General features: G+C 56.7%; 14 protein-coding genes. 7 read left to right on the forward strand and 7 right to left on the reverse strand.

Features of this window, described 5'->3' with window-relative positions:
- The first annotated feature begins 45 nt into the window (after positions 1 to 45).
- Positions 46 to 321 (forward strand): hypothetical protein, encoded by a 276-nt coding sequence (locus tag HWY37_RS17450; protein WP_176089295.1) that lies wholly within the window; start codon positions 46 to 48, stop codon positions 319 to 321.
- A gap of 116 nt (positions 322 to 437) precedes the next feature.
- On the opposite strand, the gene HWY37_RS17455 is transcribed toward HWY37_RS17450, so the two are convergent.
- From HWY37_RS17455 to HWY37_RS17470, 4 genes are all read right to left on the reverse strand, one after another.
- Positions 438 to 761, reverse strand: a complete 324-nt coding sequence (locus tag HWY37_RS17455) for a DUF2623 family protein (RefSeq protein WP_176089296.1) — start codon at positions 759 to 761, stop codon at positions 438 to 440.
- Positions 761 to 1,804 carry an SEL1-like repeat protein gene (locus HWY37_RS17460; RefSeq protein WP_176089297.1) on the reverse strand — a complete coding sequence of 348 codons (1,044 nt, stop codon included), beginning with the start codon at positions 1,802 to 1,804 and terminating at the stop codon, positions 761 to 763. Before HWY37_RS17460 ends, HWY37_RS17455 begins: the two co-directional genes overlap by 1 nt.
- 474 nt (positions 1,805 to 2,278) lie before the next feature.
- Positions 2,279 to 2,959 (reverse strand): DNA-binding protein, encoded by a 681-nt coding sequence (locus HWY37_RS17465; protein WP_176089298.1) that lies wholly within the window; start codon positions 2,957 to 2,959, stop codon positions 2,279 to 2,281.
- A 133-nt stretch (positions 2,960 to 3,092) separates the two neighbouring features.
- Positions 3,093 to 3,596 carry a hypothetical protein gene (locus HWY37_RS17470; protein ID WP_176089299.1) on the reverse strand — a complete coding sequence of 168 codons (504 nt, stop codon included), beginning with the start codon at positions 3,594 to 3,596 and terminating at the stop codon, positions 3,093 to 3,095.
- Between the two features lie 125 nt (positions 3,597 to 3,721).
- Here HWY37_RS17470 and HWY37_RS17475 point away from each other — a divergent pair, with 125 nt between their 5' ends.
- From HWY37_RS17475 to HWY37_RS17495, 5 genes are all read left to right on the forward strand, one after another.
- Positions 3,722 to 4,030, forward strand: a complete 309-nt coding sequence (locus HWY37_RS17475) for a hypothetical protein (RefSeq protein ID WP_176089300.1) — start codon at positions 3,722 to 3,724, stop codon at positions 4,028 to 4,030.
- Positions 4,031 to 4,087: 57 nt separating this feature from the next.
- The gene (locus HWY37_RS17480; RefSeq protein ID WP_176089301.1) at positions 4,088 to 4,228 is read left to right on the forward strand and encodes a hypothetical protein; all 141 of its coding nucleotides are present in this window, start codon (positions 4,088 to 4,090) and stop codon (positions 4,226 to 4,228) included.
- A 117-nt stretch (positions 4,229 to 4,345) separates the two neighbouring features.
- Entirely contained in the window at positions 4,346 to 4,627 is a 282-nt protein-coding gene (locus HWY37_RS17485) for a hypothetical protein (RefSeq protein ID WP_176089302.1), read from the forward strand.
- Between the two features lie 64 nt (positions 4,628 to 4,691).
- Positions 4,692 to 5,288, forward strand: a complete 597-nt coding sequence (locus tag HWY37_RS17490) for a hypothetical protein (protein WP_176089303.1) — start codon at positions 4,692 to 4,694, stop codon at positions 5,286 to 5,288.
- A 141-nt stretch (positions 5,289 to 5,429) separates the two neighbouring features.
- Positions 5,430 to 7,250 carry a phage integrase family protein gene (locus HWY37_RS17495; protein WP_176089304.1) on the forward strand — a complete coding sequence of 607 codons (1,821 nt, stop codon included), beginning with the start codon at positions 5,430 to 5,432 and terminating at the stop codon, positions 7,248 to 7,250.
- Positions 7,251 to 7,940: 690 nt separating this feature from the next.
- On the opposite strand, the gene HWY37_RS17500 is transcribed toward HWY37_RS17495, so the two are convergent.
- Together HWY37_RS17500 and HWY37_RS17505 are read right to left on the reverse strand one after the other, a co-directional pair.
- Positions 7,941 to 8,924 carry a ParB/RepB/Spo0J family partition protein gene (locus HWY37_RS17500; protein ID WP_176089305.1) on the reverse strand — a complete coding sequence of 328 codons (984 nt, stop codon included), beginning with the start codon at positions 8,922 to 8,924 and terminating at the stop codon, positions 7,941 to 7,943.
- The gene (locus tag HWY37_RS17505; protein WP_176089306.1) at positions 8,921 to 10,123 is read right to left on the reverse strand and encodes an AAA family ATPase; all 1,203 of its coding nucleotides are present in this window, start codon (positions 10,121 to 10,123) and stop codon (positions 8,921 to 8,923) included. Before HWY37_RS17505 ends, HWY37_RS17500 begins: the two co-directional genes overlap by 4 nt.
- Before the next feature lie 1,093 nt (positions 10,124 to 11,216).
- Between HWY37_RS17505 and HWY37_RS17510 the strand changes: the two genes are divergently transcribed.
- The gene (locus tag HWY37_RS17510) at positions 11,217 to 12,650 is read left to right on the forward strand and encodes a replication initiation protein (protein WP_176089307.1); all 1,434 of its coding nucleotides are present in this window, start codon (positions 11,217 to 11,219) and stop codon (positions 12,648 to 12,650) included.
- A 99-nt stretch (positions 12,651 to 12,749) separates the two neighbouring features.
- On the opposite strand, the gene HWY37_RS17515 is transcribed toward HWY37_RS17510, so the two are convergent.
- Complete coding sequence (locus HWY37_RS17515) at positions 12,750 to 14,012, reverse strand: hypothetical protein (RefSeq protein ID WP_176089308.1); 1,263 nt, start codon at positions 14,010 to 14,012, stop codon at positions 12,750 to 12,752.
- Positions 14,013 to 14,154 lie beyond the last annotated feature (142 nt).

Genomic DNA, 14,154 nt, shown 5'->3' on the forward strand with positions numbered 1-14,154 from the left:
TAGTCCTATACCTAAAAGGACCACCACTCGTTGAAAGGACACACCGTGCACTCTGAAACCACCTGGACCTGCCGCGACGGCCGCGTGCTGGCCATCGTCGACATGACGACGCAGCATCTCCAAAACACCGTGCGCATGTTGCGCCGCAAAGGGTTTGTCACCCCCGATGAGATGCTCTACGCGGCCCATATACCATCCAGCATGGGTGATTATGCACAACTGGCAGCTGAGCAGGCCATCGCAGATATGAAGGTGATCGGAAGCCTCGAACCCATGGAGGCGGAGCTGGCGCGACGCGGCGTCACATCAGTGGCCCACTGAACCGAAGGGATCACCAAACTCTACAGCCGCCTTCGGGCGGCTTTCTTTTACCTGGTTGGGTTTGAGCAGCACATGAAAAAGCCGCCCGAAGGCGGCTCGACGTAGCGGTTTGGGCTTCAGTCTTCGTTGCCTTCCGCTTCGAGATAGTTCTCATGTGCTTGGCGATACGCATCTTCAAAGATCCGCACTTGCTCGCCGTCATAGCCCGCCATATCCAGCACCTGACGCACGGGGACGTGATAGCGGAAAGCCAACTCTCCAGCAGTCATGGCGTCCATGATCCCGCTGGCTGCCTGCACGCCTTGCGAATAGCTATGTCCCAAGATGAACCCGATTTTGTAGTCATCATGGAAAGTCGACATTTCGTAAGGATCTTCCGGTGCGACCTTCGTAATCAGACCGACCTTGTAACCAGCATCGAATAAAGCCTTGTTCGTCATTACAGTACCTCAGAACGGTTGAACTGCTTCGTCACGCGGTTGTAGCCGGCGCGCTCAGCTTGAAGGAAATAGGCAGCGGCGAGCATGAAGTTCGGCTCAACCACGCCCGTGTAAACGCTAGGCTCATCTTCAGGGCGCGGCGGTGTCAGGAACCACGACACGATAAGCGACGACGGTCCGTGGCCCATATTGGCCGCACTGACATAGAGCTCATACGCTTTCTTGCGATCAATGGCACCGCCCAAGCCGTGCATCCACAGCTTGGCCCCCAGGGAATAGAGCTCGGCGTAGGACACCGGCTCCAGGAAGTCCAGCTCACCCCGATCCACCTTGGCCAACACCGCAGACACCAGCGAGCGGGCTCGGTGGTAGTTCTCACCTCCGCCCCAGCCGTGGTGCAAGGCCTTTGCCAGCGACGCCATCGCGTACTCGCAGCCGGCGGCCACCAGGGCCTCAAGAATACGAAAGCCGATCGGCGGCTCGGCGCCTTCCTTCTTGTTGATCAGCCGGATGGCCAGCGGGGCAGCGAACGTTTCGACAAGCTCCAGATTCACGCCGCGGCAGCTGCGGAACGACCCGGTGATGAAATCGACCTCCTCCGGCACTGGTGTACGACCCGAAGCCTCCAACTCCATCAACAAGAAAAGGCAACGCTTCGGCCGGCCTTCAGCACGCTGCTTTTCGACCAGGACAATGTCAGTGGTGTTCTCTTGCGGATGTCGTGCAGACGGGCGCCAGGCATCGATGACCTTGGGGCCATCCACAACGAGCCCCAGGCGAGCGCAGAATTCTTCCAGGCGTTGCGCTTGGTAGGCCCGGCGCTTTGCCAGCGTTTCCGGATTGCAGTCTTCGTCCAGGGCGGACAACTTTGCCTCGGGGAAGCACGCCTCTTTGAATGCGGCCAGATTATCGTGACCGAGGACAAACGCGGTCGCGTCCTTGAGATGGAACTCAGGCGGGAGAGGGGAGATGTCGGGCAAGAACCGCGGCAAGCGAGAAGCTGTGCGGTCGGCCATTTTGGTGTTTTTGTAAACGATCTTCATCGTGTATCCATCAAATTATCGGTTGAACAAAAGCCCCCCAGCGTGACTTCAGGCTAGGGTGACGATCGCGTTGCCGATAGGCCGATGGACGCAGGACTCGGACGAAACGTTACACGAATGTCCATCGCAAGGTCAAGAGTCGAGCCTGAGTAGGGTAGGCCGCTCACGCTATACGCACAGGTGAACCAACTGCCGTACCGTCCAGGTGCGGATTTTCTTTGCCCATTCCATCAGGACACAGACGGATCTGGCCGACAAATGGGGCCGCGCCTTGTGGTTGATCGCAGATCGGCGTAGCGTAGAGTCCACGGTGCTCGAACAAGAGCGGCCGCATCACCTCAGCGGCCTCCAGTGCCGCTGCAACCTCCAAACCGTGAACTGAACCAGCCGCAACCCCCCATGTCCACGCACCCTTACCTGATAATTGTTATTATCAGGTAAGGATTATTGGGGGTTTTCTGGGGTACCTGGCATTTAAGTCTCACTTTTGGGCCCGTCTCCATGCGCCTGAGGCTGGTCGTCCATCGATTGCGAGGCCGCCGGCGCCCGCAGCACGGCGGTCAGCTCCCGCACCTGGCCCAGCGCTGCGTCCCGCTCGCCGGTCAGCTTGGCCGCCAGTTCGCCGCTCTCTTGGGCAGCTTCGCGCGCGGCGGCCAACTCAGCACGTGCCGCAACCAGGTCGCGCTCCAGATCGGCCGCGCGAGCCGCCTGAACCTTTGCCTCGGTCAAAGCCTGCTGAGCGGCGCTCAACTGCGCCTCAAAGGCGCTGAGCCGTTCCTGCTGGTCCGACTCAACACGCTCGAGTCGAGCGACTTCCTGGGTGGCCTCATCGATTTCCGCGCGCGCCTGTGCGAGCTGTTCCTCTGTCTGGGCGCGAATCGCGTCGACATCCCGCTGAGCTTGCCGGTGAGCATTCGCCCATAACTCTTGCACGAATCCCAATCCGCGATCAACGATTTCTGCTGGCGCCGGCGGCGCGGAGGCGGCATCTCGGGCTCGTCGTTGCTTCCAGGCGTCGAAACCACGCTTCACAGTGCTGAATGAGCCACCTCCGATGCGTTCCTGGATCAGAATGATTGACGGCTCCTTGCCTTCAGTCAGTATGGCCGTGATGGCGGCGTCGATGGCCTCCGGTGTAGCGATCGGTCTGCTCATAGTCACGCTCCCTCGAATTATCCTAAGTTATTCGATAATGATAATTATCGTAATTACCGTAATTACGGTAATGATACGCGCATCGCCGGCATAGAAAAAGCCCGCACTAAGCGGGCTCTGGGAGGGGTGAATATCAGTCCTTGACCTCGGGGTAGTCGACGTTGACCGCACCCTTTGCTATGTCCTGTGCCACCTCGCAGAAGTCAGGGTGATCCAGCAGTGCCTGAGGAATGGGGATCGGCTGAGAAGTGCGGTACGAGCCATCCTTCACGCACGACTCACGGTAGCTGTCCGCAGATTCGATGGTATCGAAGCCATGGGCGTACATCTCGGCAGACGACCCACCTTCCTGGAGGACCAGGAAGCCTTGAGCGACCTCCGGGTTAGCCGGCACCTCCGGTTCATCCTCGAGCTCCATCAGAGCGTCTTCAGGGTCGGTATCCGTGAGCAGTTCCTGGATTTGGCAGGCCAGGCGCCACATGTGTTGCGCGCGAGGGTTTTGGGATTCATGGAACCGTATTCCTTCGCCATGACGCTGGTAGACCTCCTTCATCAGCAGGGCTGCCAGTTCCTCCGTCTGATCCACGATCTGCTGGGCCGAACGAACGGGAACGGTCTTCATTTCTTGGGGGCTCATGGTTCTGTCCTTTCAGGGTAGTAGTGCGCGGAAATCGCGCTGACCTACCCCGTATAGCCCACCACCAGGCATTTCCTTTCTGTTGCCTATACGTCACCAGACAACAACTAGAAAGGAACCATCCAATGTCTGAGAAAAACAAATCCCCCGAAGTGAAAACCCCACACGCTGACGCAGCTTTCGAGCTGATGAAGGCCAACTTCCTCCACTACCTGTTCATGGTGGTGGCGGAGCTGACCAGCGTCGTGGCCTTTGTTGCTGTAGTTGCGTTTGCCATGTTTGCCGCAGAATTTCTGCACTACCTTGGTGAACTCATGCCTCATGCCGCGGCTGAGCTGGGCTTCATGGCTAAAAGTGCGAAGTACGTCCTCTTTGGATTGGCACTTCTCGGCCTTGTAAAGAGCGGGTTGAAACACCTGTTCAGCAAGCACTGACGAGAGTCCTGGGCGAAATGGACTTCGCCCAGCCTTAGGCACTTTTTAGGATCAATCATGAATGAAGCACACTCATATCTGACCCTGGTTGGAAAAGCCATCATGGACGGCATCAAATCAGGAACCCGCGAGTTTTTCAGCCCAACTGTCGAGCTCGGCCGTTGGATCGGAAAACTGCTTAAACGACTGTGCAATTAGGTCATAACAGGTTCAACTCCCACAGCCGGCTATATGCCGGCTGTTTCTTTTTAGGAAAACCCTGTCTTTGGCTATACGACGTGTTGCGGCGAGCGCCGCTGTCGAAAAGAGGCCTGGATGGGCACCGTATCGTTCACCGTCATCTGGATGCGCCGGGACGACCTGCATGGAGTCGTCCTTGAGCAAGAAGAAAGTCTCCACCTGCGGACCGCAATGAGTCTTGCGCGCCAGGTGAGCACCTCCCCTTCTTTCCTGTTCGGCCAACTGTTGGCTCCGGACGGCCTGGTCGTGGCCAACTTTGCCGAGGGCTGCATCGTATTCAACGATGAGCAGCACATTCACAAGCCCTGGTGGGGAGAAATCTCGCCTTACTGCGAAGGGAAATTTTCCACTTTGTGACAAGACAGCTATACGAGGCAGGCCCTCGTAGAGCGCTATCCATCAACTTTTAAGAGGAAATACCATGTTCGACATCATCAATCTCGTCTTCGCCGCTGGCGTCGCCATCTCCCAAGTTCAGCTCTACTCGAGCGAGGACTACAAGGCCCCGCCGCAGCGAGACGGCATCGTTTCCGTGAGCATGCACCGTGAGTTCTACCGCGAAGACGGTCAGGGCAAGTGTGAGTTCAAGGGCGTGATGGTGCCTTTCGTCCGCGACTGGGATGACATCCGCCCCATGGGAGATGGCCAAGAAATGGTGCTGAAGGCCGCCCCGGAAACCACCGCAGGCATGGTCTTCCTCGTGAACCAAAAGGTCTGCGAGGGCAAAGAGACCGAGATCCTGTTCCGCGCTGGCGAAAAGTACCGCCTGACAGAGGGCAACAATTTCTTCAAGAAGCACTCCCTCATGGCCACCGACATGCTGGCCACCAGTAAGGATCAGCAGCCCAAATGGTTGATCCAAGCATTGGATCGGGTGGAGAGACTGGCGCCGACGAATCCGACGGCCGCCCAGTTCCTGGAAACCAGCAAGAAGGAAATAGCGTTCGTTCGCGGCATTGCCGACGGCGCCGTTGTTCCGGGCAAGGAAGCCGACAACGAGCACAAAGCAGAGCAGTGATCCGGCGCAAGCGTAGTAGTAGCAGTTTAATCAGTACCTCAGGCATGAAATTCACATCCTCCTAAAGCTCCAGTCGTAATGATTGGAGCTTTTCTCGGGGCCTCCGTAGAATATGGTGATCATTTTCTATGGTCTTTCTCAATGGCTCAGAACAATCAGGTGGCGGCACCAGTTCGACGCTACACGCGATTGGATTTCGCTGCGCTGCGCTACCGCTTTAATAAGCTGCCTATATCTTTCATCCGTGATCGCTTGTTCACTGAGGACTGTCTATCTGAGCGCGGAATCGAAACGGACGCAAAGCTCGAGGCGTGGCTCGATGACCTACGCGACAACCTGATCGAGCGGGCCCGGCGCGCTAACCCGCTCATTGCCAAGAACCTGGAAGACGCCCGCACCTTCAACTCCTGGCCCGCGGGCACCATCAATTTCTTGATCCAGGCCGGGGAGCGAGACCAAGCAGACCCGATGCCGAATGATTCTCTGGCGATCTGGCTGCGACCCTTGGTAAGCCGCCCGTTGGCCGCCGAAGGCATTGTCACCGTCTCCGACCTGAAGAAGACCATCGAGCTGCGAGGCGATGGCTGGTACCGGCCCGTCCCGCGCATCGGCCGCGGCAAGGCACTGGCGATTGAGCGCTGGTTGTCGGCCAACGCCAACACCGTTGGAGGCTTCACCAAACCTTCCGACAAGCCGATCTCGGGCTTGGTCCAATTCAGTCCATCCACGCAGCTCATACCCCTCGAGCGCATCGCTTCCGTGGTCACGGCTCTCGATGGCAGTCAGGGCCGAAACCGCAATAACACGTTCTGCCTGATCTCGGCACGCAACGACCTTGAGGCCGTGCAGGCCTACCTGTATCGCTACCGGGGCAGCGAGAAGACGTTGCGTGCCTACCGTAAGGAGCTTGAACGTTTCCTCTTGTGGTGTGTCAGCGTACGCCGCATGCCACTATCCAGCGTCCTACTGGAGGAGTGCGAGGCCTACAAGGACTTTCTTGCAGCACCCGCCCCTGGTTGGATGGGCGTCAAGGTGGCGCGCTCATCGGCCCGTTGGAAGCCATTTGAGCGGCCGCTGTCGCCTCAGTCGCAGAAGTACGCTGTGCAGGCAATAAGGACATTCTTTGATTGGCTTGTGCGTGTTCGATACCTCGGCGGCAACCCGTGGGCCACCGTCGCGGACCCCCTGGCCTCGGTGAAGGAGACCCCGTTAGACTTGGACAAGGCTCTCCCTGACGATCTATGGAAGGCGCTCACCGGTCCGGCTGGCGTGCTGGCGACTGCTGTAGACCTGGCCCCTACACCGCTGGACAGCGTCCAGTACCGGCTAGCCCATGCTGCTATTGAGTTGATCGGGGCAACCGGTATCCGTCGAGAGGAGGCTGCGGGCGCAGTGCGGGGTAACCTCAAGCAGGTCCGCGACCCCAAATTGAAGGCCAACTCAAATGGGCTGTGGGAACTCGCTGTGCTGGGCAAACGCAACAAATGGCGTACGGTGTTCATGCCGGCCTATGTCGTATCGCTGATTCGCCGCCACTGGGAAGACCGGGGCCACGACTTCGAGTCGCCTGCTGCGGGCGAACTCGCGCTGGTGTCACCGGTTGCCATCCCCGCCACACCCGCCGCGCGTGCAAAGCATCTGAATGAGTATGCAGAGCTCACGGGGAACGGATTCTCTCCGGATGGCTTGTACCAGGTCGTGAAGACCACCTTGATTCGGCTAGCCAGGGATGAGCGCATTGACCTCTCCGATGAGGCCCGCACCATGCTTCTCCAGGCTGCGCCCCATGCGCTACGCCACACCTTCGCGACGCGGGCGACAGCTGATGATGTGCCTTTGGACGTGGTGCAACGAATCCTCGGCCACGTTTCCCAGCAGACGACGTCCATCTATGTCCGCGCCGAGCGCACTCGCAGCATCAAGGAGATGGGCAACTTCTTCGGTCAGAACGACATTGGCTGATTCCGTGTTCCTACTAGGAACACTTTGACGAACAACGGGGCGCTGTTCCTAGTAGGAACGAATCTCAGACTGCGCGCGACGACCTGGCTGGGCAAACGCGGGAATCGTTCCTACTAGGAACGAAGCAGCGTCCCTCGCGGATTCATCACCCGTACTCGGCGCCCACCTTGAAATTTCCCCAAGGAGCTGACCGTCCCTATTAGGATCGACTCCTTGCCTAGTTGAGGGTCTGTGCCTAACAGGAAGGAATTTAGAATTCCGCGCGATGCCCCCAGCCTTGCACCAGTGGACTGATAACGCGTGTTTAACCCGGGTGCTGGATCGTTCCTACTAGGAACACTTCCAACGGCCATTGACACGTCTCATTGCGTTCCTACTAGGAACAGTCCGATCGAAGCACAGATAATAGATTAGGTCTCGAAGGCGGCTGTTGATATAGGACCAACCAGGACATTTGACTCAGCCGCATTTGTTTCTAGTAGGAACGATGCTGAAATCCTTCGCAGCCAATAACACAGCAACACAGAAACTGGGAAGCCTGCTCTTATCCGTGGAGCGGAATCGTTCCTAGTAGGAACACAGAGAGCGGGTCAATTGCCGGCAGTGGTGTTCCTACTAGGAACAGTCACGAAGAAAACACGCAATAAAAAGCCCCTTGCGAAAGGGGCTTGGAGACAGGTGCTGCGGATCTCAATCTGTGGGGAAGAGGCTATCCATAAACTCGTTGATCCTCTTCTCCTGATCCTCAGTCAATACCGACGTCTTCAATCGAATGGTAAAGGTCGAGGCGTCACGCCGGATATCGCCGGCCTTGGCGCCACCAGCGTAGAAGGATCGTACGTGACGACGAGTCGATACCTGGACCTTGCGGGTAACTCGGTCTATAAGCAGCGGGGCGACCTTGGCTTGGTCCAGCTCGCCTTGCTTGAGCATGATCCACAGTTCCTCGAGCGGCTTCTCCGCAGCGGTTGGGTTCTGGGAATAGGCGCTGACGACCGCCGCCGCAGCATTGGCGCCCAGCAGCTCGGGCCGATCCTCAAGATCCTTGATAATGAATGCCGGCAGCTTTGGGTAAGACATCAGCCGGCTCATCTGCGCCTTCGAGATGCCTAGCGCTTCCGCGGCCGCGGTACGGCTCGGGAATTCTGCCTGGATGCGAGCGATGGAAAGGCTGATTTCGTAGTCCGTGAGGTCTTCGCGATTCAGGTTCTCCATCATCGCGTGGATAGCCATCTCCGCATCCGACAGGTCGACGATGAAGGCTTTGATCTCAGTGAGGCCCAACATCTTGTGCGCGCGCCAACGACGCTCACCCGCGACAATCTGGTAATGCCCCTGATTGTTCGGGTCTGGCCGAACGATGATCGGCTGGATCAGGCCTGCCTCGCGGATGCCGTTCGCCAGCTCATCCATTGCCTCTGCCGTGAACCGCCGACGCGGCTGCCACGGGTTGGGCGACATGTTCTCGACCAGCAGTAGGTTTGACCCGGAGACCTGCTTCTCCAACTCAGCAATCTTGATCTGTGCATTGGCCAGAGCGCTCAAGGCGCCCGGCGCCGTACGCGGGGCTTTCGGCGTAGAAGTATCCAGCTCGGCATCTGACACCTCTGAGGTCGACCGCATGCCTGCTGTCTTCTCAGCCATCCGTTGCCGAAAATTCTTCTGAGCGTTCATTGCGTGTTCCTCCAGTGGTCAGCATATTGCTCGTCCAGCCAGCGGCAATAATCTGCCATTGGATCCCTTGCGCGCGACAGAGACTTCTCGGGTACGTCGCCCTTGCTCATATCAAAAACCGTTGCCAGGGCAAGGCCCGAGCTGCTGGCCACAGAGCTGGCAGGAATCTCGATGGTGTGCATCCAATCCGCATACGCGCGCTGGGCCCAGGAGCGCACCACGGAGGAGGAGGACGCGGAACCATAGTCCACTTTCGAAAGCAGCACTGAAATGAAATCGTAAGACTTTTCTTCGCCACGCTCCAAGAACGAGTTCGCCATATCCGAAAACAGACTCCAGAAGGACACTGAGCTCATGAAGTCCAAGCTCTCAGGCACCAGGGGCATGACCAGCGCATCTGCCGCCATCAGTGCGTTGATTGTGAGATATGACAGCGACGGGGCCGAATCAACGATGATGTAGTCATATTTGGCCCGCAACGGCTGGATGCCCTTGCTCAGGACTGACCAGAAACGGAAGCCTTGATTCTGAGACGTCATTGCAGGCAGGTGGAACTCAGCGGAGAAGAGCCCAGTGTGAGCCGGAATCAGGTCGACACCATCCCAGTACGTTTCCTGGATAACGTTCTCAAGTGGATGGTTATCCGGCTCGTAGATGTGCATGAGGACGGTATCCTCTTCCGTGACATCCTTCTCGGCATATAAACCGCATAGCTCAGTGATCGAGGCCTGCGGGTCGAGATCCATGATCAGTACCTTCCGACCACGTAACGAAAGACCTTGCGCCAGGTTCATGGCGGTGGTCGTTTTCGTCGAGCCCCCCTTGAAGTTACTGATCAAAATCACCTTTCCTTCCCCGGCATTTTTCGTCTGGAGAGGTGTTTTCGGGAATTCCGCAACCTGTCGCACCCACTCCCGCGTTTCAGCTAAGGTGAAAACACGACTGCGTCGATTGCCTTGACCGGCCCCCTGAGGAAGCGTAGATCCTTCCCTGGAGAATAAGTAATTAAATCGGTTCCGATCAATTCCGCAGAGCGCGGCGACTTGGGAGGAGGTAAATGTGGGAGGATTCTTTCGCGGTCTTGGGGCGATGATCTGATCGCGCAGCTCATCAGTAATTTTTTTGAGTTTTTCCGAGAACTGGCCAACTGCTGCCAGCCCTACCCTCCTATCAATAAGTGCCTTTGAGCTCACCGACATCGTCCGTTCCCCTTCGCAATTAAACATAAAATGCAAGTTTAAAGTAAATTCTGCTGAATTGCACGATATCTGCGTATTAAGCTATGGACTGATGAATGCGCAAAGCAGTGATGTTGCCGGGCTATCTGTATGGTCCCAGTTTTTGGTTTGATTCCACCTGAGTGCCGCTAAGGTCCGTGCGCTATAGGGGATCGAATTGACCAAAATGACCGATTTGACGCTTCAGCGGATCAGATCAAAGCGCAAAACTGGTCAAAACCGGCAGTTATGGGCAGCTCGAATCGGTCTTTGTGCGCAACAGGAGGCCATTTCGCACAAAAACTGGGACCTTAGCCTCACTCAATGAACCTACCTTCCACCAGCCAGAGCAGACCGGACAAAAAGTGGGGCCTTTCTCGCGTGCAAACTCTTGATAGAACAAAAACTGCGACCTTTCTCTCTGTCTCGTCGCAGCAACAGAACAAAAAGTGAGACTTTCCCTTCGTGGGGCCCGGGAACCACCCACAGCGCCACTTTCTTAGGTTGATGGCAGGACAAAAAGTGGGACCTTTTGGCGCCAGCTATCTGGCACACCACCAAAGCAGAAGGGCTTTCTATCCCCTTAGGACATATACAGGGACCTTTGTGGCGTATTTGGAACAATTTTGGGGACCTTAGCCAGGTCGCTCGCTCCGGAGAGCCACTGTTTACGGGCCTTTAACCCTGTTTTGAACATATACAGGGACCTTGCCTGGCCTGACCAGATGTCAGCACAAAAAGTGGGACCTTCCGAGCACAATCCTGGGGACCATAGAACAATTCCGGGGACCTTATCCAACATAAACAGGGACCATAAGCCGCAGCAATGGGACTTTTCGCCCCTAAGTCACTGATTAAGCGGGCCTTTCACATTTCCTGTTAGTTGGTTTGTTTGTTTATTTAAGAAAACCTACTAACGGAAGAACAAGCTAAAGACACTTGGAGGAAGAAAGAGACTCACTAGAAAAGTCCCACTATTTGTTTTGACCATGGGACTTTTGGGTGCAATAATTGCGCTGAGCTACTCGACAGTAACCGTGCCGTGCGAAGGAGTTCCAGAAAGGATATCGACCTCATGACTACCCGCGTTCCTCGCAAAACCAGCATCGATACATCGGTGCAAACGATCAATGACGAAAGCGAGACGAGTCAACAATTGGCCCTTGCATTGTTCGCTGAACTTGCTCCCGCGGGTGCCGGTGTCGAAGATGCTCCGCCATCGGTTGGTTTTCAGCGCAACAACATCTTCATCGACATAGCGGACCTTAGCCTGTCTGCACGCCGGGCTATCGATGTAGCCTACTTCATCGCAGCGGAAGACCCTGAAGTCCGCAGCATGTACGAGACGGATCTGCACTTTTTCAAGTGGCTGATGGCTTACGGAAGCAACAACCGCAAGCACTTAAAGCACGTGTTACGGGAAGGGCAAAAGGCCGCGATTCAAGTCGAAGACATTGAAGGTGAGGACGCCGGCCGAGATCGCTGGGTGTCTGTACCCTTGCTTGGACCAGTAGGGATTGCCAACGGTAAGGTCGTCTTTGAAATACCGCGGCAGCTTCAGCCCCATATCAAGAACCCATCAAGCTCGCACTTTCTGAGCTTACGCTACGTTTTCAAGAACCTCTACGCGAAGATCCTCTACGACAAGTTGCTACCACACCTCCACATCGAGGTAACTCCTTGGGTCAGCATCGAAGAACTGCGCAAATGGTTCTGCCTGGAGCCAGACTCCTACACCGAGTTCAAGCGATTATGCTCGCGCATCATCAAGCCCAGCGTACAGCAGATATCCCAGGTCACGGATCTCGAAGTGTCCTTCTCAACGAAGAACATTCCAGGGTCAAAGAAAGTGGGCCACATCTGCTTCCGCATCCACGCGCTTAAAACGCTTGAGGCGTCCAAGGCCCCAATGCAGGTGCTGAAGGAGATGTATGTCGTACTTCGCGATGAGTTTGGATTGAACGGCACCCAATTGATGGAGATCATCAATAACCGCGAGGAGTGGACAGACGAGCGTATTCAACGTGCGATCGAGTACACGCGCTTCTACATCGCACAGGGCAAAGTGAAGCTCCCTGCTGGGTATCTCATGAAGGCCATCAAGGGCGACTACACCCTCGGCGAGGCCATGAAGACGATCGCTACCCAGCAGACGACAGCCGCGGAGGTTAAGAGCTCTAAAGAAGCGCAGACCAAGGCCACAACCGAGCACATCCGGATCGCAGAGGAAGACCGTCGCAAGCGCGAAGCAAATATCGGCTACCAGGCCTTTGCATCTCTCAGCCCCCAGGAGCAAGAGGACATACTCACTGCATTCTGCTCATCCAATGCCGCTGCCGTTCTGGCCCGACGAATGATGGTGGAAAAGGCAGACCTCAAGGACATGTACCAGGACAACCACGAGGTACGGGAACTGTTAGGCGCCTTCGTGGCGCTGCAAGCAAAACGACTTTCTCGCCAAGCCAGCCTGAGTGAGAGTAGAGACCAAGCCACACCAAGTGAAGCGTGAGCTAACAGGCCGTGGACGGAGGCCTTGCAAATCGCGAGTTCCAGCTTGGAAAAAGGAAAACCGTGGCACCCTAGTGCCACGGTTGAGAGTTGGAAGAGATCAAACAGCCTGCACGCTGGCGGCCGCCTGACTGTCGCCCAGTTCCTTCAGCATGCGACGAACATCTGCCAGATCATCGATAGTCACCTCGAACACCGCGAAGGGCTCAGGCGCACCATGCCAATGTTCCTCGAGCAGATGCGCGCGCACATCCCACGATTCGGCCTGGTCCAGCACCTGTCGCAAATGCGCAGGAGAGGTGAACTCAGCACGGTACTTTTGAAATGGCCCAAATGCCACTTCGTCCGCGGCGCGCACGACGCGAGCACTGATGCTGTTGACGAACTTCGCATAGCGCTCCCCAGGCAATGTGCCTTCGTCTGTGACGATCGAGACCATTGGGGAAAAGATGATGTTCATCTCCCGCATGGCCACCAGCGCGTAGACGTCGGACAGCACCGGCGTGAGCTCGGCGAGCATCGCAGAGCCATCCTCATCCGCATCGTAGAGCGCCGTGCTGGAGACTGACCCCAGCCAGTGCCGCAACATTCGCAAGCTCGATGAATCGAGACCGGCAACAACATGAACCGCCTCGAACAAGGCAGATGCCTTGTGAAAGGAGTGCGAGAGCTGCTGGATCGGATCATCACCGACATTCCCGAAACGCTGCAACGTCTCCTTCATATGCGCTCGGACTTCGAGGATGAAATCCTTCCACTGATAGGAACTCGTTCGAAAGTCCGAAAAGTTCATCGTGAAGTCGACCAGGCCCTGGTACGCCTCTTCATGCACGACCCCCAGCGCCAACGGACGCACTTGGTGGCAGATCGGATGCGCATAGAAAGCTCGATGAGCAGTGAGCGCGCCGGCCACATGATCCCACGCTTGCGCCAGCTCTTCATCCAGATCTGCTCGCGCCCAGATATCCACGTCATCATGCCAGCGAGTCTTCACGACAGCGGCAACGCCAGGGCACGTCGTAGCCAAAAATTCGGCGACATTCAGCCCGCAATCGCTGCGATGCTCTCCACCAGGCGTAATCAAAGCCCCCTCGACGAGCACCGACAGCAGATAGACAAGAGTTCGACGCACGCTGCGTGTGAACACGAGCTTGAACCGGCCGTATTCGCAGTACGTGGCCTCAATGAATCCCGAAATTGGCTCCCAGTACGCCTCTGCGCCATGGCTGTGCTTGGCGATTTGAGCCACCGAGATCTGCCTCCCGTCGCTAAGAGAGACGTCGAGAGGGTCGTAACCCGCCTGTTGTGACAGAACCACCACACGGCAGCGGGCCGCCGCCCCGATCATCTGATTGCTGGCCATGCAGCCGTAGTTCCAAGTTCCCATGATTAACCTCCAGTTGAGTGAATGACCTGCTGTGGTATAGCCTGGAAGGTGCCTGGCGCAAAGAAAGATGCGAGGTTCCCCTGTAAAACTACAGGGTATTGCACAAATACCGTTTTAC

It is taken from the genome of Achromobacter anxifer (assembly GCF_903652925.1).
Lineage (GTDB): Bacteria > Pseudomonadota > Gammaproteobacteria > Burkholderiales > Burkholderiaceae_B > Achromobacter > Achromobacter anxifer.